Annotated in this window: 17 protein-coding genes and 1 riboswitch; of the genes, 9 read left to right on the forward strand and 8 right to left on the reverse strand. The window is 73.6% G+C overall.

Annotated elements, in window-relative coordinates; genetic code table 11:
* The first annotated feature begins 150 nt into the window (after positions 1–150).
* Complete coding sequence (gene recQ, locus IE265_RS22380; RefSeq protein ID WP_190037443.1) at positions 151–2,352, forward strand: DNA helicase RecQ; 2,202 nt, start codon at positions 151–153, stop codon at positions 2,350–2,352.
* 68 nt (positions 2,353–2,420) lie between these two features.
* Here the strand turns inward: recQ and fahA are convergent, their stop codons facing one another.
* On the reverse strand, positions 2,421–3,635 hold the full coding sequence (gene fahA, locus IE265_RS22385) for a fumarylacetoacetase (protein ID WP_190037444.1): 1,215 nt from the start codon (positions 3,633–3,635) through the stop codon (positions 2,421–2,423).
* A 445-nt stretch (positions 3,636–4,080) separates the two neighbouring features.
* Between fahA and IE265_RS22390 the strand changes: the two genes are divergently transcribed.
* Complete coding sequence (locus tag IE265_RS22390; protein WP_190037445.1) at positions 4,081–4,893, forward strand: HAD family hydrolase; 813 nt, start codon at positions 4,081–4,083, stop codon at positions 4,891–4,893.
* On the opposite strand, the gene IE265_RS22395 is transcribed toward IE265_RS22390, so the two are convergent.
* Both IE265_RS22395 and IE265_RS22400 read right to left on the reverse strand, forming a co-directional pair.
* Positions 4,887–5,600, reverse strand: a complete 714-nt coding sequence (locus IE265_RS22395; RefSeq protein ID WP_190037446.1) for a LysM peptidoglycan-binding domain-containing protein — start codon at positions 5,598–5,600, stop codon at positions 4,887–4,889. The two genes, IE265_RS22390 and IE265_RS22395, sit on opposite strands and share 7 nt — an antisense overlap.
* Positions 5,601–5,603: 3 nt before the next feature.
* Positions 5,604–5,760, reverse strand: a riboswitch (cyclic di-AMP (ydaO/yuaA leader).
* 657 nt (positions 5,761–6,417) lie between these two features.
* Positions 6,418–8,604: a CocE/NonD family hydrolase gene (locus tag IE265_RS22400; protein ID WP_190037447.1), complete on the reverse strand. Its 2,187-nt coding sequence runs from the start codon at positions 8,602–8,604 to the stop codon at positions 6,418–6,420.
* A 504-nt stretch (positions 8,605–9,108) separates the two neighbouring features.
* On the opposite strand from IE265_RS22400, the gene IE265_RS22405 reads away from it, so the two are divergent.
* From IE265_RS22405 to IE265_RS22420, 4 genes are all read left to right on the forward strand, one after another.
* Positions 9,109–10,119 (forward strand): polyprenyl synthetase family protein, encoded by a 1,011-nt coding sequence (locus IE265_RS22405; protein WP_190037578.1) that lies wholly within the window; start codon positions 9,109–9,111, stop codon positions 10,117–10,119.
* Between the two features lie 663 nt (positions 10,120–10,782).
* Complete coding sequence (locus tag IE265_RS22410) at positions 10,783–12,024, forward strand: LolA family protein (RefSeq protein ID WP_190037448.1); 1,242 nt, start codon at positions 10,783–10,785, stop codon at positions 12,022–12,024.
* A 148-nt stretch (positions 12,025–12,172) separates the two neighbouring features.
* On the forward strand, positions 12,173–13,216 hold the full coding sequence (locus IE265_RS22415; RefSeq protein WP_373302998.1) for an ABC transporter ATP-binding protein: 1,044 nt from the start codon (positions 12,173–12,175) through the stop codon (positions 13,214–13,216).
* Positions 13,203–14,117: an ABC transporter permease gene (locus IE265_RS22420; protein ID WP_190037449.1), complete on the forward strand. Its 915-nt coding sequence runs from the start codon at positions 13,203–13,205 to the stop codon at positions 14,115–14,117. The genes IE265_RS22415 and IE265_RS22420 overlap by 14 nt, the downstream gene beginning before the upstream one ends.
* 84 nt (positions 14,118–14,201) lie before the next feature.
* Here the strand turns inward: IE265_RS22420 and IE265_RS22425 are convergent, their stop codons facing one another.
* From IE265_RS22425 to IE265_RS22435, 3 genes are all read right to left on the reverse strand, one after another.
* Positions 14,202–14,783 carry a flavodoxin family protein gene (locus IE265_RS22425; protein WP_190037580.1) on the reverse strand — a complete coding sequence of 194 codons (582 nt, stop codon included), beginning with the start codon at positions 14,781–14,783 and terminating at the stop codon, positions 14,202–14,204.
* Between the two features lie 249 nt (positions 14,784–15,032).
* Complete coding sequence (locus tag IE265_RS22430) at positions 15,033–15,974, reverse strand: M28 family metallopeptidase (RefSeq protein ID WP_190037450.1); 942 nt, start codon at positions 15,972–15,974, stop codon at positions 15,033–15,035.
* A gap of 266 nt (positions 15,975–16,240) precedes the next feature.
* A complete protein-coding gene (locus IE265_RS22435) occupies positions 16,241–16,717 on the reverse strand; it encodes a VOC family protein (RefSeq protein ID WP_190037451.1) in 477 nt (158 codons plus the stop codon).
* On the opposite strand from IE265_RS22435, the gene IE265_RS22440 reads away from it, so the two are divergent.
* On the forward strand, positions 16,716–17,351 hold the full coding sequence (locus IE265_RS22440) for a CGNR zinc finger domain-containing protein (RefSeq protein ID WP_190037452.1): 636 nt from the start codon (positions 16,716–16,718) through the stop codon (positions 17,349–17,351). The two genes, IE265_RS22435 and IE265_RS22440, sit on opposite strands and share 2 nt — an antisense overlap.
* Positions 17,352–17,484: 133 nt before the next feature.
* Here the strand turns inward: IE265_RS22440 and IE265_RS22445 are convergent, their stop codons facing one another.
* A complete protein-coding gene (locus tag IE265_RS22445) occupies positions 17,485–17,937 on the reverse strand; it encodes a winged helix-turn-helix transcriptional regulator (RefSeq protein WP_190037453.1) in 453 nt (150 codons plus the stop codon).
* Between the two features lie 143 nt (positions 17,938–18,080).
* Here IE265_RS22445 and IE265_RS22450 point away from each other — a divergent pair, with 143 nt between their 5' ends.
* Positions 18,081–19,637, forward strand: a complete 1,557-nt coding sequence (locus IE265_RS22450; RefSeq protein ID WP_190037454.1) for an MFS transporter — start codon at positions 18,081–18,083, stop codon at positions 19,635–19,637.
* A 20-nt stretch (positions 19,638–19,657) separates the two neighbouring features.
* Positions 19,658–20,875 carry a 4-hydroxybenzoate 3-monooxygenase gene (locus IE265_RS22455; RefSeq protein ID WP_190037455.1) on the forward strand — a complete coding sequence of 406 codons (1,218 nt, stop codon included), beginning with the start codon at positions 19,658–19,660 and terminating at the stop codon, positions 20,873–20,875.
* On the opposite strand, the gene rarD is transcribed toward IE265_RS22455, so the two are convergent.
* Positions 20,876–22,063: an EamA family transporter RarD gene (gene rarD, locus IE265_RS22460; protein WP_190037456.1), complete on the reverse strand. Its 1,188-nt coding sequence runs from the start codon at positions 22,061–22,063 to the stop codon at positions 20,876–20,878.
* Between the last annotated feature and the right edge of the window lie 145 nt (positions 22,064–22,208).

Below are 22,208 nucleotides of genomic sequence, written 5' to 3' on the forward strand. Positions count from 1 at the left end.
GAGGGGGCCGGGCCGTCGCCCGTTTCCCGTCCCGCGCCCCGGCTCGAACGTGAAAGCCGTGCGGTGCGGTCTGTGGACAACCCCGGGGCTGTCGGTGCGGACCCCTATCGTGGAGGCAGTGGTCGAGCAGGACGTGCGGGGGACAGGGCGATGAGCGGGACGGGCGGGACGGACGAGATGACGGACGACGACAGGGCCGCGGACACCGGCGGGCGGACAGCGGGACCGGGACCGGCCGGGGGCGGGCCCGACGGGTTCTCGGGCAGCGAGGCGCTGGCCACCCTCCACCGGGTCTTCGGGTACGAATCGTTCCGCGGCGAGCAGGAAGCCGTCATCGATCACGTGGTGGCGGGCGGGGACGCCGTGGTCCTCATGCCGACCGGCGGCGGCAAGTCGCTCTGCTACCAGATCCCGGCCATGGTCAGACCGGGCACCGGCGTGGTGGTCTCGCCCCTCATCGCGCTGATGCAGGACCAGGTGGACGCCCTGCGGGCGCTCGGCGTGCGCGCCGGGTTCATGAACTCCACGCAGGACTTCGACGAGCGGCGCGTGGTCGAGGCCGAGTTCCTCGCGGGCGAGCTCGACGTGATCTACCTCGCGCCCGAGCGGCTGCGCCTGGAGTCCACCCTCGACCTCCTCTCGCGCGGCAAGATCTCCGTCTTCGCCATCGACGAGGCCCACTGCGTGTCCCAGTGGGGCCACGACTTCCGCCCCGACTACCTCGCGCTGTCCCTGCTGGGCGAGCGGTGGCCGGACGTGCCGCGCATCGCGCTGACCGCGACCGCCACGCACGCCACCCACCAGGAGATCACCCAGCGTCTGGGGATGCCGGACGCCCGTCACTTCGTGGCGAGCTTCGACCGGCCCAACATCCAGTACCGGATCGTGCCCAAGGCCGACCCGAAGAAGCAGCTCCTGGCCTTCCTGCAGCAGGAGCACCCGGGCGACGCGGGCATCGTGTACTGCCTCTCGCGCAACTCGGTGGAGAGGACGGCGGAGTTCCTCGCCCGCAACGGCATCGCCGCGGTGCCGTACCACGCGGGCCTGGACGCGGGCACGCGCGCCGCGCACCAGTCGCGCTTCCTGCGCGAGGACGGTCTGGTGGTGTGCGCCACCATCGCCTTCGGCATGGGCATCGACAAGCCCGACGTGCGGTTCGTCGCCCACCTCGACCTGCCGAAGTCCGTCGAGGGCTACTACCAGGAGACGGGCCGCGCGGGCCGGGACGGCCTGCCGTCCACGGCGTGGATGGCGTACGGGCTGAACGACGTCATCCAGCAGCGCAAGATGATCCAGTCGAGCGAGGGCGACGAGGCGTTCCGGCGCCGGGCGGCCGCCCACCTGGAGGCGATGCTCGCGCTGTGCGAGACGGCGGGCTGCCGGCGCGGCCAGTTGCTCGCCTACTTCGGCCAGGACTCCGCGGCCCCGGCCTGCGGGAACTGCGACACCTGCCTCACCCCTCCCGAGACCTGGGACGGCACGGTCGCGGCGCAGAAGGTGCTGTCCACGGTGGTGCGGCTCCAGCGTGAGCGGGGGCAGAAGTTCGGGGCGGTGCAGATCGTCGACATCCTGCTCGGGCGCAGGTCGGCGAAGGTCATCCAGTTCGACCACGACCAGCTGTCCGTGTTCGGCATCGGCGAGGACCTGACCGAGGGCGAGTGGAGGGGAGTCGTCCGCCAGTTGCTGGCGCAGGGACTCCTCGCGGTCGAGGGCGACTACGGGACGCTGGTGCTGACCGAGGCGAGCGGGACCGTGCTGCGGCGCGAGCGGGAGGTGCCGCTGCGCAAGGAGCAGGCCAGGCCCGCGACCGCGCGGTCCTCCGGTGGCCGGGGGGAGCGCAGGGCGAAGACCGCGGCTGCCGAGCTGCCGGAGGGCCTGCAGCCCGCCTTCGAGGCACTGCGCGCGTGGCGCGGGGCCCAGGCCAAGGAGCAGGGCGTCCCGGCCTACGTCATCTTCCACGACGCGACGCTGCGGGAGATCGCCACGGTGTGGCCCGCGTCCGTGGCCGAACTCGGCGGAGTGGGCGGAGTCGGCGAGAAGAAGCTCATGACGTACGGGGAGGGAGTGATCGGTGTGCTCGCCTCCCTGGAGCGCCCCGCCGCGGGAAGCGGGACGCCGGACGGGGACGCGTCCGGTTCGGCCGTGCCGGGAGGCGCGGCGCCGAAGGGAGCCGTACCCGGCGGTCCGCCCCGGAAGGAGGCGGCGCCGCGTGGTGCGGTCCCCCGGAGCGCGTCGCCCAGGAGCACCGGAGGACCGGTCGCGGGGGCGTCGGCCGACGGGGGCGCGGAGTCCGCGCTGGACTGGTCCGGGTTCGACGAGGAGCCGGAACCGGAGCCTGACGACTGGATGTAGCCGTCACGGCCGGGTGGGCCGCCGCCCCGCCCGGCCGTGACGGTCACCGGGCCGGGTCGTGGCGGGGGCTACGCGCCCGCCACGACCCGGCCCGTCACCTCGCCCAGACCCACGCGTGTGCCGTCCGGTCCCGGAGCCCAGGCCGTCAGGGTCACGACGTCCCCGTCCTCGAGGAACGTCCTCTTGCCGTCGGGCAGTTCGAGGGTGTCGCGGCCGTTCCAGGTCAGTTCCAGGAGCGAGCCCCGCTGGTTCTCGGACGCCCCGCTCACCGTGCCCGAGCCGTACAGGTCGCCGGTGCGCAGGGAGGCGCCGTTCACCGTCATGTGGGCGAGCTGCTGCGCCGCCGTCCAGTACATGGTCGAGAAGGGCGGCTCGGAGATCACATGGCCGTTGACGGCGACGGAGATGCGCAGGTCGTAGCCGCCGGGCTCCTCCGACGCGTCGTCCAGGTAGGGCAGCAGCGGGTGCGTCCGCCCGGGAGGCGCGACCAGGGCGTCGTCCAGGGCGTCGAGCGGGGTGATCCATGCGGACACCGAGGTGGCGAAGGACTTGCCGAGGAAGGGGCCGAGGGGCACGTACTCCCAGGCCTGGAGGTCGCGGGCGGACCAGTCGTTGAGGAGGCAGAGGCCGAAGACGTGGTCGCGGAACCCGCCGAGCGGCACCGGAGTGCCCATCGTCGAGGGGGCGCCGACGACGAAGCCGACCTCGGCCTCGATGTCCAGGCGTACGGACGGGCCGAAGACCGGTGCCGGGTCCGCGGGGGCCTTGCGCTGGCCGGAGGGGCGCACGACGTCGGTCCCGGAGACCACGACGGTGCCCGAGCGGCCGTGGTAGCCGATCGGCAGGTGCTTCCAGTTGGGCGTGAGGGAGTCCTCGGCGTCGGGGCGGAAGATCCGGCCGACGTTGCGGGCGTGGTTCTCGGAGGCGTAGAAGTCGACGTAGTCGGCCACCTCGAAGGGCAGGTGGAGCGTCACCTCGGAGAGCGGGTGCAACAGGGGCGCGACGGCCTCCCGGTGGGCCGGCACCGTCACCCAGGCGGTGAGCGCGCGACGCACGTCCGACCACGCCGTGCGGCCGGCCGCGAGCAGCGGGTTCAGCGAGGGCCGGGCGAGCAGCGCGGCGTACGGGGAGCCCAGCTCCACCGCGGCGGCACCCGCGTCCAGGACGTGGTCGCCCAGCCGGACGCCCACGCTGCGCCGGTCGGAGCCGGGAAGCGAGAAGACGCCGTACGGAAGATTGTGCGGGCCGAAGGGATCGCCCTCGGGGACATCGAAGGGGGGCATCGGGTGCTGCCTCACTTTCCGGGTGGGTGAGGCACACGTTACGTGCAGGCGACGCTCTTGGGCAGTGTCTGAAGAGTTGGGAATGTCCGATTGGTCGCCGTGTCGGGTCCTGCCCTGCGGTGCTCCCCGGTGCCGTGCCGTGTGCGGTGCCGCGTACGGCCCGCCCGTCCCGGTGGTGGCGGCGCTCCCTCTTCGAGGGCGCCGGCTCCCTCGACCTGGCTTGCGCGGAGGGGGAGTTGACGGGTCGGACGCAACGGCGCGGCGGGCGCGGCGATCGAGGGTTCGGCGGCGACGGTCCCAACCGCCGGACGGGGAAGGGGCGGTGGCCGATTTCCCGGGCACGGGTGCCGCCGGGAGGGTGCCGGGAGGAGTGGGACGGTCGAGGTGCCGGACGACGTCCGGTTCCCGTCGGGTCGGTGGGCCGACGGGTCCGTATTCTCTGATCATGGCCCCACCGACTGCATATGCACTTATCGCCACTGACCTGGACGGAACGTTGCTTCGCGGCGACGACACCGTCTCCGACCGGTCGCGGGCCGCGCTGGCGAAGGCGGTCGAGGGGGGCGCGCGGCATCTCGTGGTGACGGGGCGCCCGGTCCCGCGCGTACGGCCCCTGCTCGACGAACTGGGCAGCCGGGGGCTCGCGGTGTGCGGTCAGGGGGCTCAGCTCTACGACGCCGCCGAGAACCGCATGCTGTGGTCGGTCACCCTGGACCGGGAGTTGGCCGAGACGGCGCTCGGCAAGATCGAGGCGGAGGTCGGCGAGGTGTACGCGGCCGTCGACCAGGACGGGGTCGACGGGCTCACGCTCATCGAGCCGGGCTACGAGATGCCCCACCCGACCCTGCCCGCGGTGCGCGTGCCGCGCCGTGCCGCCCTGTGGACGGCCCCGATCAGCAAGGTCCTGCTGCGCCACCCGAGGCTGTCCGACGACGAGTTGGCGTCGGCCGCCCGCGGAGCGGTGGGTTCCCTCGCCAGCGTGACGATGTCCGGCCCCGGCACCGTCGAACTCCAGCCATGCGGCATCACGAAGGCCACCGGACTCGCGCTGGCGGCGGGGCGGCTGGGCCTGACCTCGGCCGAGACCATCGCCTTCGGGGACATGCCCAACGACATCCCCATGTTCGACTGGGCCGCCCACGGGGTCGCCATGGCCAACGCCCACGCCGAACTCAGGGCCGTGGCCGACGAGATCACCCTGTCGAACGAGGACGACGGCATCGCCGTCGTCCTCGAACGGATGCTCTCCGGTCAGTAGGCCCCGAAGACGTTGTCGATCGAGCCGTACTTCGCGGCGGCGTAGTTGCACGCGGCGGTGATGTTGGCGACCGGGTCGAACGGGTCCATCGGGGTGCCGGACACGTGGTAGGCGGCGAAGGTCGGGTCGATGACCTGGAGGAGGCCCTTCGACGGCGTGCCGGCCACGGCGTTGGAGTCCCAGTTGTTCATGGCCTGCGGGTTGCCGGACGACTCGCGCAGGATGTTGCGGTGGATGCCGTCGTAGCTGCCGGGGATGCCCTTCTTGGCCATGATGTCCAGCGACTCCCGGATCCAGCCGTCGAGGTTGTTCGCGTACGAGGTCTTCGCGGCGACGGGCGCGGCCGTCGCCGGGGCCTTCGCGGTGCCCTTGGCGTTCTTCGTGCCCACGGTGATCACGAGGCCCGGGCGGATGTGCGCCGGGTCGTTGCCTATGACCGCGCGGTTGGCCTTGTACAGGTCCTTCCAGCCGCCGCTGGTGGGGTGCTTCTTCGCGATCGTGGCCAGGGTGTCGCCCTCGACGACCTTGTACGTGATCAGCGAGACCTGCGGTGCGGCGGCCTGCACGGCCCGGGTCGGCTGGGCCGCGTGGGCGCCGGTGGCCCCCATGAGCGGAAGCGCGAGCGCGGCTCCGCCGGTGGTCACGGCCACGATGCCGCGGGTGAGGGGGGTGAAGCGGTGACGACGCTGGTTGCCGCGTGCGGGCATGGTGCTTTTCCTCTCCGGCGCCTGCGAGGTGAGCTGTCGGGTTCGGGCGGGAGATGCCCGGCCGCGTGCTGTACGCGACTTCACCCCTAGCCGTTCCGGGGACCGGACCGGCGACTTACCTGGGTCCCCCGCTCCTGCCGTGTGCGAGTGATGGATGACTGGGAGTTCCGGGCGGCGGCAGGATGAGGCGTTCCGTCCGGAGTGACGTGAAGGTATGCGAGAGCACATGTCGTGAACAAGCCCTGAAATCACAGAGCAAGGTCATTTGCCTGGTGAGGGCGTTTCGTACCTCTTGATCCATCCGGAAGGCAAAGTTCAACTTGCTTTCGGCAAAGGGAAATCGCGCGGTCGCGGCCGGATCGGCGGCGGGCAGGGGGGTGACCCAATTCACGGGCGTGGGTGGGTTATTAGGTGCGAGTCATCGCTAAAACGGGCAAGTCGGGCGCGATTCGACGAGGAGTGAATGGGATGTAATGACCGAATTGGGTGAGTGTGCTCCTGGGGTGTGCGGGCGCGCGTCAGGTGCGCCGAAGGGTCTGCGCGAACAGTCATGAATGGTTCGATAGAGCGCAGATGTGCTGATGATTGCCCAATAGGGACAAGGTGGGCGCAGGGGTGGTGCGCTTGCCCACCGCACCCACCGCACCCACCGCACCCGCCGCCCGCCGCACCCGCCGCACCCGCCTTCCAGCGCACCCGCGGCCCGCGGCCCGCGGTCGGCCGTCCCCGACGCTCGCCCGCTGCGCCGCTGCCCGCCCCGCCCGCCGCTGCGCCGCTGCCCGCCCGCCGCCGCGCCGCGGGCGTCCGTCGCCCGGGTTCAGCCCGAGGCGCGCGGAATCCGCTTCTCCCACGTGCGGTGGAACACGACCTCGTCGCCGCTTTTGCAGACCAGCTCGTCGAACGTGATGAAGTCCGCCTCGTCGCAGGTGATTTGGGAGCGGGCCTCGATCCTCGCGTCCCACGGCAGGTCCGGCCGGTGCAGGCGGATCGACGAGTGGGACCGCACGCACGCCGACAGGGGGTCGGCGGAGCCGATCGTGTACGCCTCCCCTGCGTCCTCGGTGACTTCGAGGCCGTCGGGGTACACCCGGGTCCCGCCGGGGCAGGGGTCGGTCTCCAGGCGCCACTCGCCCTTGGCGACGTCGTGGACCACGAGCCGCTCGGGGCGCGGCTCGTCCAGGGTGGCGGGGGTGTTCACCCCCATCGGCTCCGCCTGCTCCGGTTCCCCGAACGTGATCGAGGGGTCCGACTCCTGGGCGCGCAGCGGGAGTTCGAGCAGGCTGCCCGTCGGCGTGAGGGTGAACCCGGCGCCGGATCCGGGCTGGGGCCAGATGCGCGGCCAGTACGCGGACGACACGGCGAGCCGGATGCGGTGCCCCGGCGGGAAGGCGTGGCCGACGGCGTGCAGGTCGAGGACCACGTCCTCCGTGTCGTCCGGGTCCAGGGCGTCGTCCCGGTCGGCTCCGCGACGGGCCGGCAGGTCGAGGACGCCCCGGGTGACGAGGGTCGAGGCGCCGTCGGGTGCCACGTCGCACAGCCGGGCCGCGACCTGTCCGCGCGCCGCCCGCGCGGTGAGGCGCAGGCGTACCCGGGGGCGGCCCAGCACCCAGATCTCCTCCGGTACCTCGAACTCGAAGCACGCCGACCTGGCGTCCTCCTCCCGCTGGTCGGGCGGCAGGTCCGCGTCGCCGCCGACGGGCGGGAAGGCACCCGCGTCGATCCCCGTGTGCTGGGAGGACCGCACGGCCACGGGCCTGCCCCGGAGCACGTACGCCACCGGGGCGACCAGAGGGGAGGGCCAGGACGGGTCGCCGACCCAGCGGCCGGTCGGCGTCGGCATCGGCGTCGCAGGCGGGTGCGAGTCGGCGATGTACGAGCGCAGCAGGGGGGTGGACATCACTCCGCCGGTGCCGTGCGCGCCGATGCGGTCGTCGGCCCAGTCGGCCCAGTCGGCCGAGGCCGACTCGGCCTCGCCCGAGTCGGCCCGGTCGGCCCCGCGGGCCACGTCGTCCGACCCGCCTTCCGACCCGCCTTCCGTCCCGGCGCGGCTGCCGCTGTCGGCTCCGCCGCCCGCTCCGCGGGGCGTGCCGCCGGGCGCGGTGCCCGGGGTGCCCCTCAGCCAGTGGTCCCACCAGCGCAGCGTCTCCTGGAGGAAGCCGATCGCCGGCCCGGGCGACCGCCCCCGGTCAGGGTACTGGTGGGCCCAGGGCCCGATCAGGCCCCGTACGCGGTCGGGTGGCAGGTGCTCCACGAGCCGCAGCACGGTGTCGCGGTACGGGTCGTGCCCGCCGCCGACCGCGAGGACGGCGGCCCGCACCGCCGCGCAGTCCTCCGGCACCGCGCCGTGCCGCCGGTGGTGGCCGTGCGCCTGGTCCGCCGCCCACTCGTGCGAGGGCGGGACCACGGCCCGCAGCCGCCGGACCCAGAGGGTGTTCCCGTCCTCGCCCGTGTACGCCGGGTCCGGGGGGCGCGCGGCGTACGCGAGCGCCGTCGCGGTCCCGGCGAGCGGGCCGGCGTCCGGGGCGGATCCTTCCCGGTGGCCGGGGTCGCCGTGCGTGCCGTCCGTCGCGCAGACGGCGACGACGGCCTTCAGCGGCCCGGGCGCCAGCGCCGCGACCCGGAGGGCGGCGAGAGCGCCCCGGGCGATCCCGAACATGCCCACCGCGCCGGTGCACCAGGGCTGCGCGGCGAGCCAGTCCACCACCTCGGCCCCGTCGGCGGCCTCCGCGTGGTGGGCGCCGTCCGGCACCCCCTCGGAGTTGCCGTGCCCGCGCATGTCCACGCGCACGGACGCGTAGCCGTGCCCGGCGTACCAGGGGTGGCGCTGCGCGTCCCGCGGGGCGGTCCAGTCGCTGAGCCGGTACAGGTCGTACTCCAGCAGGGCCGGTACGGGTTCGCCGGTGAGCGGGCGCCATACACGCGCGTGCAGCTTGGTTCCGTCCGACAGGGGCACCCGGAGGTCCTCGTGGGCCGTGTCGTGGGGGAAGGACGTACGGATGCGCATGGGTGTCACCTCGGAGCGGCGGGTACGTCGTGCGGCGCGTCCTGGGCGGCGCACGGAGGGCGGCGTGCGCGGGTCCGGCCGGGTGACGGCGGACCGTGACGCACGTGCCCCGTGCCGGTGGGGCCGCCCCGGTCCGCCGGGCGGCGGAGGGGTCCGCCGCGGGGCGCGGCGGCGGGTCCGCGGGCCGCGGACCGGCCGTGCTCGCTGCGGGACAAAGTGACCACTCCGGTCGCAAAGGCGTCTTTCGTGTCATATGGGCAGGTCAAGAAGATACCTTTCTTGATCCAGTGGCGCCCGGCCCGGCGCGATGGGGCAAAAAGGGCCAGGTGGAGCGTGTCCGGCAGGGGGATGGCCGGTGACGGGCGGGCGCTCACTGTGATCGAAAGGCGACCGGATACGCTGACTTGAGTGCCGGCAGCGACACATCGACAAACACCCACAGCACCCAGCTCCCCAGAGCATCCAGTGACCGCCGTTGAGAGCGTCAGCAGACAGGAGACCCTCGTGACCGTCGTCGGGCCGTTCGGGCTGAGCGTGCGGGACCAGGCGCTCGAAGCCGATGTCCAGGCCGGATTGGCGGCCGTCGAGGCGGGACTGCTCGAGGCCACCAAGAGCGAGGTCCCGTTCATCACGGAGGCCGCGCAGCACCTCGTGCGCGCGGGCGGCAAGCGGTTCCGGCCGCTGCTCGTGATGCTCGCCGCGCAGTTCGGCGACCCGTACGCGCCCGGTGTCGTGCCCTCCGCCGTCGTCGTGGAGCTGACCCACCTCGCCACGCTGTACCACGACGACGTGATGGACGAGGCGGACGTGCGCCGCGGGGTGTCCAGCGCGAACGCCCGGTGGGGCAACTCGGTGGCGGTCCTCACCGGCGACTTCCTGTTCGCGCGCGCCTCGCACATCCTGGCCGACCTCGGCCCCGAGGCCGTACGGGTCCAGGCTGAGGCGTTCGAGCGGCTGGTCACCGGCCAGATCCTGGAGACCGCGGGGCCGCGCGACGGCCGCGACCCGATCGACCACTACATGGACGTGCTCGGCGGCAAGACCGGTTCGCTGATCGCGGTCGCGGGTCGTTTCGGCGCCATGATGTCGGGCGCCGACGAGACGGTGGTCGACGTGCTGACGCAGTACGGCGAGCGCCTCGGCGTCGCCTTCCAGCTCGCCGACGACGTGCTGGACATCGCCAGCGAGTCCCGGGAGTCCGGCAAGACCCCGGGCACGGACCTGCGCGAGGGCATCGCGACGATGCCCGTGCTGCGCCTGCGCGAGCGGGTGGAGCGGCTCGGGCTCGCCGAGGACATCGCGCTGTCGGAGCTGCTCGACTCGGACCTGACGGACGACGCGCGGCACGCGGAGGCGCTGGACCGGCTGCGCGAGCACCCGGCCCTCGAACAGGCCCGCCGGGACACCGTCCGGTACGCGGAGGACGCGCGCGCCGCGCTGGCCCCGCTCCCGGAGTGCGACGCCAAGGCGGCGCTGGTCGAGCTGTGCGACGCGGTGGTGCACCGGGCCGGCTGACCCCGCCCCGCCGCCGGCCCACCGGGCCGGGGTTCTCCCCGTACGTGGCACCTGTCCGGGCGGCCACGCCGTCCCTCAACCGGCCCACCGGGCCGTGCCTCCCCCTGCGTGGCACCTGTCCGGGCGGCCACGCCGTCCCTCAACCGGCCCACCGGGCCGGTGTTCGCCGTGGGCGGGGCCGGTGGCTCCTGCCCGACGGGCCCCTTCCTCCGGGAGGACCGGCCGGTGCCGCGCCGCGTGAGGTGCGGGGTGCGAGGACGCGGGGCGGGCTCGGGCGGGGACGGAGCCGGCGGGCTCGGGCGGGGACGGAGCCGGCGGGCTCGGGCGGGGACGGAGCCGGCGGGCTCGGGCGGGGAGGGAGCCGGCGGGCTCGGGCGGGACGGAGCCGGCGGGCTCGGGCGGGGACGGAGTCGGCGGGTGGAGGCCCCGACGGGCCGCCCGGACGTGTCCCGGGGCGCGACCCCTACGGGTCGGAGGAGGCGCCGTGCACCCGAGTCATACCCCAGGTGTACGCGGAGTTGGCTCCGAGGTCTGACGCATTGTCCGGGCCGATTTGGTCAGATGGGACACACCACTTCACAGGAGTTCGGGTGACAATGGCGGCCGGGGAGTGGACGAGTGCTGGACGTTTCAGCCGCCGCCGACAACGGAGGTAGGGCACACATGGCACCGTACGAAGCCGACGACGACACGAACGAGGGCATGCGCGACGGCAGGCGCAGGGCCGCGCGCTACGTCGTCCCCGTCGCAGTGCTGGGGGTGGCGGCGGCGACCATCGGACTGGTACCCGCGTTCGCGGGTTCCGGCGACCCCGACCTGCCGGACATCACGGCCCAGCAGCTCATCGAGAAGATCGCCGCCTCGGACGTGGAGCGCCTGTCCGGCACGGTGAAGATCAGCACGGACCTGGGACTGCCGGACCTCGGCGGCCTGGGCGGCGCCCTCGGCGGCGCGGCGGGCGGGGCCGGCTCCGGCTCGTCCGCGGACCCCTCGTCCAAGCTGATGGAACTGGCGTCCGGCACGCACACGTTGCGCGTCGCGGCCGACGGCGAGGAGCGGCAGAAGCTGTCGCTGCTCGACGACGCCGCCGAGTACAGCGTGATCCGCAACGGCGACGAGGTGTGGGCGTACGACAGCGCGTCGAACGAGGCGTACCACGTGAAGGACTCCGCGGCCGGCTCCGGCCGAAAGGCGCCGGAGGAGAAGCCCGAGGACGTCCCGGCCACGCCGCAGGACCTGGCCGAGGAGGCGCTGAAGGCGGTCGACGACACGACGTCCGTGACCGTGGACGGCACCATGCGGGTCGCGGGGCGCGACGCCTACAAGCTGCTGATCGAGCCGAAGGGCTCAGGCTCGACGGTCGGCACGATCTCGGTCGCGGTGGACTCGAGGACCGGCCTGCCGCTGAAGTTCACGCTGACCCCCGCGAGCGGCGGCGCGGCCGTCGTGGACGCGGGCTTCACGAAGGTCGACTTCACCAGGCCGGCCGCGTCGACCTTCGACTTCACCCCGCCCAAGGGTGCGAAGGTCACGCAGGGCGACGAGCCCGCCTCCGAGGGCCGGACCGGCGGGCCGGGCGGCAAGGACAGGGCGGAGCGTGCGCTGCCGGACGCCGGCGCGCACCCGGGCGAGGAGTTCGAGGGCCTGAAGGTCATCGGCAAGGGCTGGACCTCGATCGCCCGGATCGAGGGCGAGGGCGGCGAGGGCCTGCCCTCGGAGAAGTCCGGCGGCGGTGACGCGGGCCGCTTCCTCGACTCGCTGGGCGACCACGTGAGCGGCAAGTTCGGCTCGGGCACGGTCTTCTCGACCCGCCTGGTCAACGCGCTCATCACGGACGACGGAACGGTCTACGCGGGCGCCGTCACCAAGGAGGCCCTGGTCAAGGCGGCCGACGCGGCGGAGTAGCGGAGCGGTCCCCGGTGGCCGCCGACCGGACGCGCGGCCCCGCGGGGGGCCGCGGACCGTCAGCCGCGGCCCCGGGAGCGTCCGGGGTCCCGGGCGGCACGGCGAATCGAGGGAGTCGATGGCGGAACTGTCCACCGCGGACGGTGACATGGCGGACGCGCGGGGCACGGCCGGAGCGGCCGGAGCGGTCGGCCCCGCGGACGCCGGCGCCCCGGCGGCGACGGGGGAGAGCACGCCCACGGAGGACACCGCGGACGCGGGCGACACCGTGATCGCCACCCGCGGGCTCACCAAGCGCTACCGCGGAGGACAGCTCGCCGTCGACGGCCTCGACCTCGCCGTCCCGGCGGGCAGCGTGTTCGGATTCCTCGGCCCGAACGGCTCCGGCAAGACGACCACCATCCGCATGCTCATGGGCCTGATCGAGCCGACGTCCGGCACGGCACGGGTGCTGGGGCGGCCCATGCCGCGCGCCGCGGGCACGGTGCTGCCGCACGTGGGCGCGCTGATCGAGGGCCCCGCCCTCTACGGCTTCCTGTCCGGCCGGGACAACCTCCTGCGGTACGACTCCGCCGACCCGGCCGCCGACCCGCGCACCCGGCGCGCACGGGTCGCGGCGGCACTCGACCGGGTGGGCCTGACGGCCGCCGGGGCGAAGAAGGCGAAGGCGTACTCGCTGGGCATGAAACAGCGCCTCGGGCTCGCCGCCGCGCTGCTCCGGCCGCGGCGGCTGCTGGTCCTGGACGAGCCGACCAACGGGCTCGACCCGCAGGGCATGCGTGAAATCCGTTCCCTGGTGCGGGAGCTGGCCTCGGACGGCACCACCGTGTTCCTCTCCTCGCACCTGCTCGACGAGATCGAGCAGGTGTGCACGCACGCCGCGGTGATGGCACGGGGCAGGCTGATCACGCAGGGCCCGGTGGCCGAGCTGGCGGCGGGCGCGCGGGGGCGACTCGTCGTGACGACACCCGACCCGGCCGACGCCGGCCGGGTGCTGAAGGAGCAGGGCGCCGCCGACGTCGTGGTCGCCGGGGACCGGGTGACCGCCGAGCCGCCGGACCGCGACCTCGCCGAGGTGAACGCGGCGCTGGTGACGGCGGGTGTCCGCGTCCGGGGCTTCGGGGTCGAGCGGGCCTCGCTGGAGGACGCGTTCGTGGCGCTCACGGGGGAGGGATTCGATGTCGCGGGCTGAGACCGCCGAGGCGTCGGCCGGGGACGGCGCCGCCGGGGGACGGGCCGCCGCGGCAAGGGCACCGGGCCCCCTGTGGACCCTCGGCCTGCTCCGCAACGAACTCACCACCACACTCCGCCGCTGGCGCACGATCGCGCTGCTCGGAGTGCTCGCGGCGGTACCGGTACTGATCGGCGTCGCGATCCGGATCGAGACGGGCGACGGGTCGTCCGCCGGAGGCGGCGGAGAGGGGCCCGCGTTCATCGCGCAGATCACCAACAACGGACTGTTCCTGGTGTTCACCGCGCTGGCGGCCACCCTGCCGTTCTTCCTGCCGATGGCGGTGGGCGTCGTCGCGGGCGACTCGGTGGCGGGCGAGGCCAACGCGGGCACCCTGCGCTATCTGCTGGTCGCGCCGGCGGGGCGTACGCGCCTGCTGGTCACCAAGTACGCGACCACGCTGGCCTTCTGCCTCGTCGCGACGCTGGTCGTGGCGGCCTCGGCGCTCATCGTGGGCGCGCTCCTGTTCCCGCTCGGCGAGCTCACGACGATCTCCGGCACGCGGATCAGCTTCGGCGAGGGGCTGGGACGGGCGCTGCTCATCGCGCTGGCCGTCGCCGCCTCACTGGTCGGGTTCGCGGCCCTGGGCCTGTTCGTCTCCACCCTGACCAACAGCGGGATCGCCGCGATGGCGACGACCGTGGGGCTGCTGATCACCGTGCAGATCCTCGACCAGATCCCGCAGCTCCACGCGGTGCAGCCCTACTTCTTCTCGCACTACTGGCTGTCCTTCGCCGACCTCATGCGCGACCCCGTCTACTGGGACGACCTCGTCGCCAACCTCGAACTCCAGGCGCTGTACGCGGCGGTGTTCGGCACGGCGGCGTGGGCGCGGTTCACGACGAAGGACATCACGGCGTAGGCGCCGGGCCGGAGGGGCCGGGCCGGAGGGGCCGGGCTCCCTCGGGCCGCCGGTCCGGCCCGCGCCGGCCCGACCCCGCGTCGCTCAGTCCTCGTACGGGAAGCGGGCGAGCGGGGGCTCCTGGGCGAAGAAGGCCTTGGCGCGTGCCATGGCGGCGGAGTCGGCCAGGATGTCCCCGGGCCTGCTGCCGTTGCCGAGCAGTACCCCGCCGAAGCGCATCCCCATGTACGCGGCCGTGTGGTTGAGCGTGCCGACGAGCGGTTCGGCGACCTCCTCCTCCGCGTGCGCGAGAGCCGTGACGCCCCACAGCGTGCGGCCGGCCATCGTCCTCCTGAAGTCCGCGCCGGGTGTGCGCAGCCAGCCCGACCAGTGGTCGAGGTAGCGCTTGGTGTGCGCGGACACGGAGTACCAGTACAGCGGGGAGGCGATGATGAGGTCGGTGGCCGCCAGGGTGGCGTCCAGCAGCAGCGCCGCGGGGCCCTCGGAGGGGCGGACGTGGTCGCTGTCGTGGCGCAGGTCCTCGAAGTCGGGCAGCGGATGCTCGGCGAGGCTCAGCCAGCGCCGGGTCGTGCCGGGCGGCAGTTGCTCCGCGGCCCGGCGGGCCAGCAGCTCGGTGTTGCCGTCGCCGCGGCTGCTGCCCAGCAGGAAGAGGAAGTTGCGGGTCATGAGGACTCCAGGAAGCAAGGCGTACGACGACTGCATGCGCATGCAGTATATGCACATGCATGCAGTCGTCGCCAGGCTCCGAGGGTGCCGGGCGGGAAGGTGCCGCCGGGTGAAGGTGCCGCCGGGTCGTCGGCCCCGACGTCCGGTGCCCCTTCGGTCGGCCCGGGCCCGGACCGACCTGCTCCGGTCGCCCCGGACCCGGACCCGGACCCGGACCCGGACTCGGACCTGGACCGACCCTGCTCCGCTCTACTCCGACAGCTCCCAGACCGCGTACGCGAGCGCGTCGCTGTTGCGGTTCAGGGCGGTGTCGTTGATGTTCGACGTCGTGTCGCACGAGGAGTGGTAGCAGCGGTCGAAGGCCGTACCCGCCGTGCCGCCCCACTTGGCGGCCTGCGCCGCCGTCTTGCTGTTGCTGGCACCGGTGAACAGGCCGCCGACGGGGACGCCCGCGCTCTTGAAGGGCGCGTGGTCGGAGCGGCCGTCTCCCTCGGTCTCGATCTCGGTGGGGACGCCGATGCCGGTGAAGTAGTCCTTGAAGGTCTTCTCGATCGCCGGGTTGTCGTCGTAGACGAAGTAGCCCGGGTTCGGCGACCCGATCATGTCGAAGTTCAGATAGCCGCTGATCCTGGCCCTGTTGGCGGTGGAGAGGCTGTTGACGTAGTAGCGCGAGCCGACCATGCCCAGCTCCTCCGCCCCCCACCACGCGAACCGCAGGTGCTTGGTGGGCCGGTACTGCGTACGGGAGACGGTGAGCGCGGCCTCCAGGACGGCCGCCGAGCCGGAGCCGTTGTCGTTGATCCCGGCTCCCGACGAGACGCTGTCGAGGTGCGAGCCGGCCATGACGACCTGGTTGGCGTCGCCGCCGGGCCAGTCGGCGATCAGGTTGTAGCCGACCCGGCCGGACGAGGTGAACTGCTGTATGGCCGTGGTGAATCCGGCCGCGTCGAGTCTGGCCTTCACGTAGTCGAGGGAGGCCTTGTAGCCGGCCCGGCCGTGGGCCCGGTTGCCGCCGTTGGCGGTGGCTATGGACTGGAGTTGGGTGAGATGCGCCTTGACGTTGGCCACGGGGATGTCGGGGGCGGCGGCCACGCGCGCGGGCGCGGCGTCGGCTATCGCGCTCGTGGTGAGCAGCGCGGCGATGGATATCGCCGCGATGCCCGTCGCGCGCCCGGGAACGGAGAGCTTCATGTGGGGGGCTCCGAATTCCTTGCGGGAATGGGTGCCTGATGGTGAAGCTGAGTCTGACGTTCCGTCAAGAGCGCAATCTGGTCACGGGTGTTCGCATAGCGGACGCCCCGGAAGTGGGTGCGGGGTCCGCTGCCACGAGCCCGGGCGGCCCCGGCGGCCCCGGCGGCCCCGGCGGACCCGGTGGGCCCGGTGGACCCGGTGGGCCCGGCCGGGTCGGCGGGGCGCCGGGCGCAGGTGTGCAGACGTGCGGGCGGGTGCGGGCGCGGCTAGCTCACGCAGAACTCGTTGCCCTCCGGGTCCGCCATGACGACCCACTCGCCCTGCGGCTCCTTCACCTCGCGCAGGACGGTCGCGCCCAGCGCGGTCAGCCGCGCGACCTCCCCCTCGCGGGTGCCCTGTCCCGGGTGCAGGTCGAGGTGCAGCCGGTTCTTCACGGTCTTCGGCTCCGGTACGCGCTGGAACAGCAGCCGCCGTCCGAGCCCGGCCCCGCTCTCCTTGTCGTACGGGTCCTGCGGGTGCCGTACGGCCGCGGCGTCCCGCCAGGCGGGACGGCCGTGCGACTCGGTGGTCACCTCGGGGGGTACGACGCCGGCGCCCAGCAGGCGCTCGACCAGGACGCTGTGGTCCTCCACCGGGTAGTTGAGGGCGGCACCCCAGAAGTCGGCCTGGGCGTGGGGGTCGGCGGCGTCGACGGCGAGCTTCCAGTGCACAGGGGTGGGCGGCCGTGTCCGGGTCTCAGTCATGCCAACCACTTATACTGGTTACGTGAGCGGGAGTGCAACGAAATCGCCGGGGCTGACCCTCGTGTCGCGCGACGGCAGGGCGTACCGGTTCGACGCGGGGGCGCTGTGCATGGAGCTCCTGACGACGGGCGGGCCCGGGGAGTTCGCGCGCTACGAGGTGCTGCGCGAACCCGCCGACCTGGCGCGCTGGGCGGACCGCAGCCGTCTGCCCGCCGGGCTCGAAGTGGCCGTCACGGAAGGGGAGTTGGCGCAAACGCGAGCCTTCCGGGACGCCCTCTTCCAGCTCGCCGCCGACCGTGTGGCCGGCCGCGCCCCGAACGCGGGACACCTCGCGGTCGTCAACGCGGCGGCGGCGGGGGCCCCGCTCGCCGCGCGGGTCGAGGCGGACGGATCGCGCGGCTGGGTGCCGGGCGCGACGGGCGCGGGGTTGCTGGCCACGGTCGCGCGGGACGCGGTGGAACTGCTCACCGGGCCGTATGCCGACCGCATCCGCGAGTGCGGCGCGCACAACTGCCGGCTGCTGTTCGTCGACACCTCGCGGCCCGGACGGCGGCGCTGGTGCGCCATGGAGCACTGCGGCAACCGGCACAAGGTCCGGGCGCATCGCGCCCGCCGGGCCGAGGCCGACGACTGACGACTGACGGCTGAAGTCGCGGTGGGCCCGCCCCGGAGCGGCTCCGGTCCGGACGCGGCCCGTACGGACACCGCCCGTAGGGACACCGCCCCTTCGGGTCCCGGTCCGCGCCAGGACCCCCGTCAGCTCCCCGTCAGCTCCCGGTCCGAGCCGGGACCGCCACGCTCTCCCGCTCGTCGTAGGCCGCGCGGGCCGCGGCGATCTCCCCCTGGTGGTCCTCCGTCCAGGTCACCAGGGACTGGATGGTCGCGTGCAGCGTCCCGCCGAGCGGCGTGAGTTCGTACTCCACGCGGGGCGGCACCACCGCGTGCACGGTCCGCTTCACCAGCCCGTCCCGCTCCAGTTGGCGCAGGGTCACCGTCAGCATGCGCTGGCTGACGCCGTCGATCTCCCGGCGCAGCTCCGTGAACCGGAGGCGCCGCGAATCCAGCAGGGCGATCACGAGCAGCGACCACTTGTCGGCCACCCGGTCGAGGATCTGCCGCACCTGGCAGTCCTCGCGCGTGTCCCACTGGAAGGGGTCCGCGGCACCGTGGTCCACGGTGCCCGCGCAGTTACTCGGTGACTTCGAAGTGCCTTCTTCCATGCCTGCCGATGGTGCCGCAGGCTGGCTGCGGTTACAAGAGGGAACCGACCCTCCATCGGGTAACCGCTGTTGTCCTGCCTTCCTGCCGCCTCCTGACACTGCCTCACCCCTTTCCCTCCCTTTCTCCCCACCGAGGAGTCCCGATGGGCACCCGTGCCTGGGCCCTGCTGCTCGTGCTCTGCGGAACGATCTTCCTGGAGGGCATCGACGTCGCCATGCTGGCGGTGGCGATTCCGTCCATCAGGTCCGATCTCGGGCTGACCACCGATGCCGCGGCCTGGGTGATGAGCGCGTACGTGCTCGGCTACGCCGGGTTCACCCTGCTCGGCGGCCGTGCGGCCGACCTGCTGGGCCGCCGCCGGATGCTCCTCGTCTGGCTCACCGTCTTCCTCGCCTTCTCGGGACTGGGCGGCTTCGCCTCCGAGGGCTGGACGCTGATCGTCGCCCGTTTCGTCACCGGGGTCTCGGCCGCCTTCATGACTCCGGCCGCGCTCTCCCTCATCACCACGTCGTACGAGGAGGGCCCGTCGCGCGACAAGGCGCTGCTCGTCTTCGCGGGCACGGCGGCCGGCGGCTTCTCGCTCGGTCTCGTCGTCGGCGGCCTGCTCACGCAGTTGGGCTGGCGCTGGGTGTTCTTCGCCCCCGTCCTGCTGGCGGGCGCGCTCCTCGTCGCGGCGATCCGCCTGATCCCGGCGCCCGGGCCGACCGGCACCCCCGCCGGGGCCGCGACCGGCACCCCCGCCGGGGCCGCGGCCGGCGCCCCGGGCCGGGCCGGCACACCGACCCCGCTACCGGCCGCGATCCCCAAGGGGCTCGCGGCCACCCTCCGGTCGCGTGCCGAGGGCTTCGACGTCCTGGGCGCCGTCACCGCCGCGGGCGCCATGCTGCTCGCCGCCTATGCCGTGATCCGGCTCGAACACGGGCTGGACGGCCGGCGCGCGACCGTGGTCGTCGCGGGCGCGGCCGTGCTCCTCGCGGTCGCCTTCGTGGTCGTCGAGCGGCGCGCGCCCGCGCCCCTCGTCCGCCTCGGCATCCTCCGCACGGGTTCGGTCGTACGGGCCGATCTCGGTGCGCTCCTCTTCGTGGGCGCCTTCTTCGGCTTCCAGTTCGTGCTCACGCTCTACCTCCAGGAACTGCGCGACTGGTCGCCGCTGCGGACCGCGGTCGCCCTGCTGGTGCTGGGCTGCGACGCGGTCCTCGCCCCCACGCTCACCCCCCGCCTGGTGGCCCGCTTCGGCCACGCCCGGGTGATCCTCGCGGGCTTCGTCCTGGCGGTCGCCGCGTACGGGCTCTTCCTGCCCGTCGGCGCGGACTGGTCGTACGCCGCGATGTTCCCGACCCTGATCATCGCGGGGATCGCGTTCGCCCTGGCCTACGGGCCGCTCACGATCGCGGCGACCGACGGGGTGGCCGAGTCCGAACAGGGCCTCGCGAGCGGCCTGCTGACCACGTTCACGCAGTTCGGTTCGGCGATCGGCATCTCCGCGGTGACGGCCGTGTACGGCCTCGCCGCGTCGGGGGCGTCGGCGGACTCGGACCCGGACGCCGTCCTGTCGGCCTTCCGCGCGGCGCTGGTCGTCCCCGTGGCGATGGTGGCCCTGGGCGCGCTCGTCTCCTGCCTCGGCCTGCGCGGGCGCGGCGGACGGGGGGACCGTGAGGGGGGTTCGAGCGCTGGAACGGCGCAGTACAAAGCCAATTGACGCTTCGTCATACTGTTCGCATGACCGCAGACGCCGTCCCGTCCGTGTCCGTCCGGCGCACCCGGGTCGTCGTGGTGGGCGCCGGTCCGGCCGGGCTGACCCTCGCCAACGTCCTGCGGGCCGCGTCGGTCGACTGCCTGGTGCTCGAAACGGAGAGCAGACGGTTCGTCGAGCAGCGCCCGCGCGCGGGCTTCCTGGAGGAGTGGGCGGTCCGCGCGCTGGAGGAGCGGGGCCTCGCCGACCGTCTGCTGGAGCACGCCGGGGTGCACACCGAGTGCGAGTTCCGCGTCGCGGGCGAGCGCCACCGGTTCCCGTACACGGAGGTGTCCGGGCAGCGCCACTACGTCTACCCGCAGCCCGTCCTGGTCACGGACCTGGTGCGCGAGTACGCGGATGTCAGGGGCGGCGAGATCCGCTTCGGGGTCCGCGACGTCGATGCCGAGGGGATCGACACGGACCGGCCCTCCGTGACGTACACCGATCCGTCGACCGGTGGGCGTGTCCGGGTCGCGTGCGACTTCGTGGCGGGCTGCGACGGCGCGCGGGGCGTCAGCCAGGGCTGGATGCCGGCCGCGCACACCACCGTCGCCCGGCACGACTTCGGGGTCGGCTGGCTCGCCCTGCTCGCCGAGGCCCCGCCGTCCAGCGACTGCGTCGTCTTCGGCATCCATCCGCGCGGGTTCGCCGGCCACATGGCCCGCAGCCCGCAGGTCACCCGCTACTACCTGGAGTGCCCGCCCGACGACGATCCCGGGAACTGGCCGGACGGGCGCGTCTGGTCCGAACTGCGGACACGGCTCTCGGCCGACGGCGCGCGACCGCTCACCGAGGGCCCGCTGATCGAGAAGCGCGTCCTGAACATGCACAACTACGTGGTCGAGCCGATGTCGTACGGGCGGCTCCATCTGGCGGGCGACGCGGCCCACCTCCTCGCGCCGATCGGCGCGAAGGGCATGAACCTCGCGATCCACGACGCCCTGCTGCTCGCGGACGCGCTCGTCGCGCACGCGGGGAAGGGCGACGGCAGCGGCCTGGCCGGCTACTCGGAGGCCTGCCTGCGGCGGGTGTGGCAGTACCAGGAGTTCTCGCAGTGGCTCGCCGAGGTGTACCACGGGACGTCGTCGGGCGACCCGTTCCGCGCGGGCGTCGCGCTGGCCAGGCTGCGTCGGACGCTGGCCTCGCCCGCCGCCGCGGCCGGCTTCGCCGAACTGTTCCTCGGCAAGGACACCGACTTCTGACTAGGGACGCGGTCCGGGGGCGCCACCGGAACTCCGGCCCGCGCTCCCGCCGGGCCCGCCGGGTGCGGCCGGTGCGGACTGCACGGCCGCCGAGTCCCGCGGGGCGGACGGCCCGCGTACGGCCTCGACCGCCACGGACTCCACCGACACGGCTTCGAGGGGTGCAGACTCCGGGGCCGCCGAGGCGGGGGCGGAGGAGTCGCGGGCCTCCGTGTTCCGGGGCGCGGCCTCCAGGGGAGCCGAGCCCGGGGGCGCGGTCGCGGGCGCGGCCGCAGCGGCCCTCCGCAGCGCCACCCGGGACCGCCGGGCCGTCCGCAGGGCGTCCCAGGTGAGCAGCGACAGCGCGGCCCACACGAGGGCGAACCCGGCCCACCGCTCGGCGGGCATCGCCTCGTGGAAGTACAGGATGCCGAGCAGGAACTGCAGGACGGGCGCGAGGTACTGGAGCAGCCCCAGCGTCGACAGCGGCACCCGGATCGCCGCCGCCCCGAAGCAGACCAGCGGCGCGGCCGTCACCACACCGGTCGCCGCGAGCAGCACCGCGTGCCCGACGCCCTCGCCGCCGAAGGTCGCGCCGCCGCGGGCCGACAGCCACAGCAGGTACCCGAGCGCGGGCAGGAACTGGATCGCGGTCTCCGCGGCCAGCGACTCCACACCGCCCAGATTGACCTTCTTCTTCACCAGTCCGTACGTCGCGAAGGAGAAGGCCAGGCACAGCGAGATCCAGGGCGGGCGCCCGTAGCCGATGGTCAGGACGAGGACCGCGGCGAGGCCGACACCGACCGCCGCCCACTGCGCGGGACGCAGCCGCTCCTTCAGGAGCAGCACGCCCATCGCGATGGTGACGAGCGGGTTGATGAAGTAACCGAGGGACGCCTCCACCACATGGCCGCTGTTCACGGCCCAGATGTAGACGCCCCAGTTGACCGTGATGACGGCCGCGGCGACGGTGATCAGTCCCAGTCTGCGCGGCTGCCGAAGCAGCTCGCCGGCCCAGGCCCAGCGCCGCGTCACCGCGAGCGCGACCACCACGAAGCCGAGCGACCACACCATGCGGTGGGCCAGGATCTCGGTCGCCCCCGCGGGTTGCAGCAGCGGCCAGAAGAGGGGGACGAGCCCCCACATGCCGTACGCCGCGAAGCCGTTCAGCAGGCCTGTCCGCTGCTCGCTCTTGGACTCCACCGGCACGGCCCCTCCCTCTTGCCCGGCTGCCCACCGCAGCCTCCAAGAAGGTAGCGCCGCGACCCCCCGCGCGTCATGTCCGTATCGCCATACGGTCATGACGGGCAGAGGGGGCGGACGCCGCGCGGAGGGTGGCGGGGAGCCGGGGAGC

Source organism: Streptomyces fructofermentans, from assembly GCF_014651055.1.
GTDB lineage: Bacteria > Actinomycetota > Actinomycetes > Streptomycetales > Streptomycetaceae > Streptomyces > Streptomyces fructofermentans.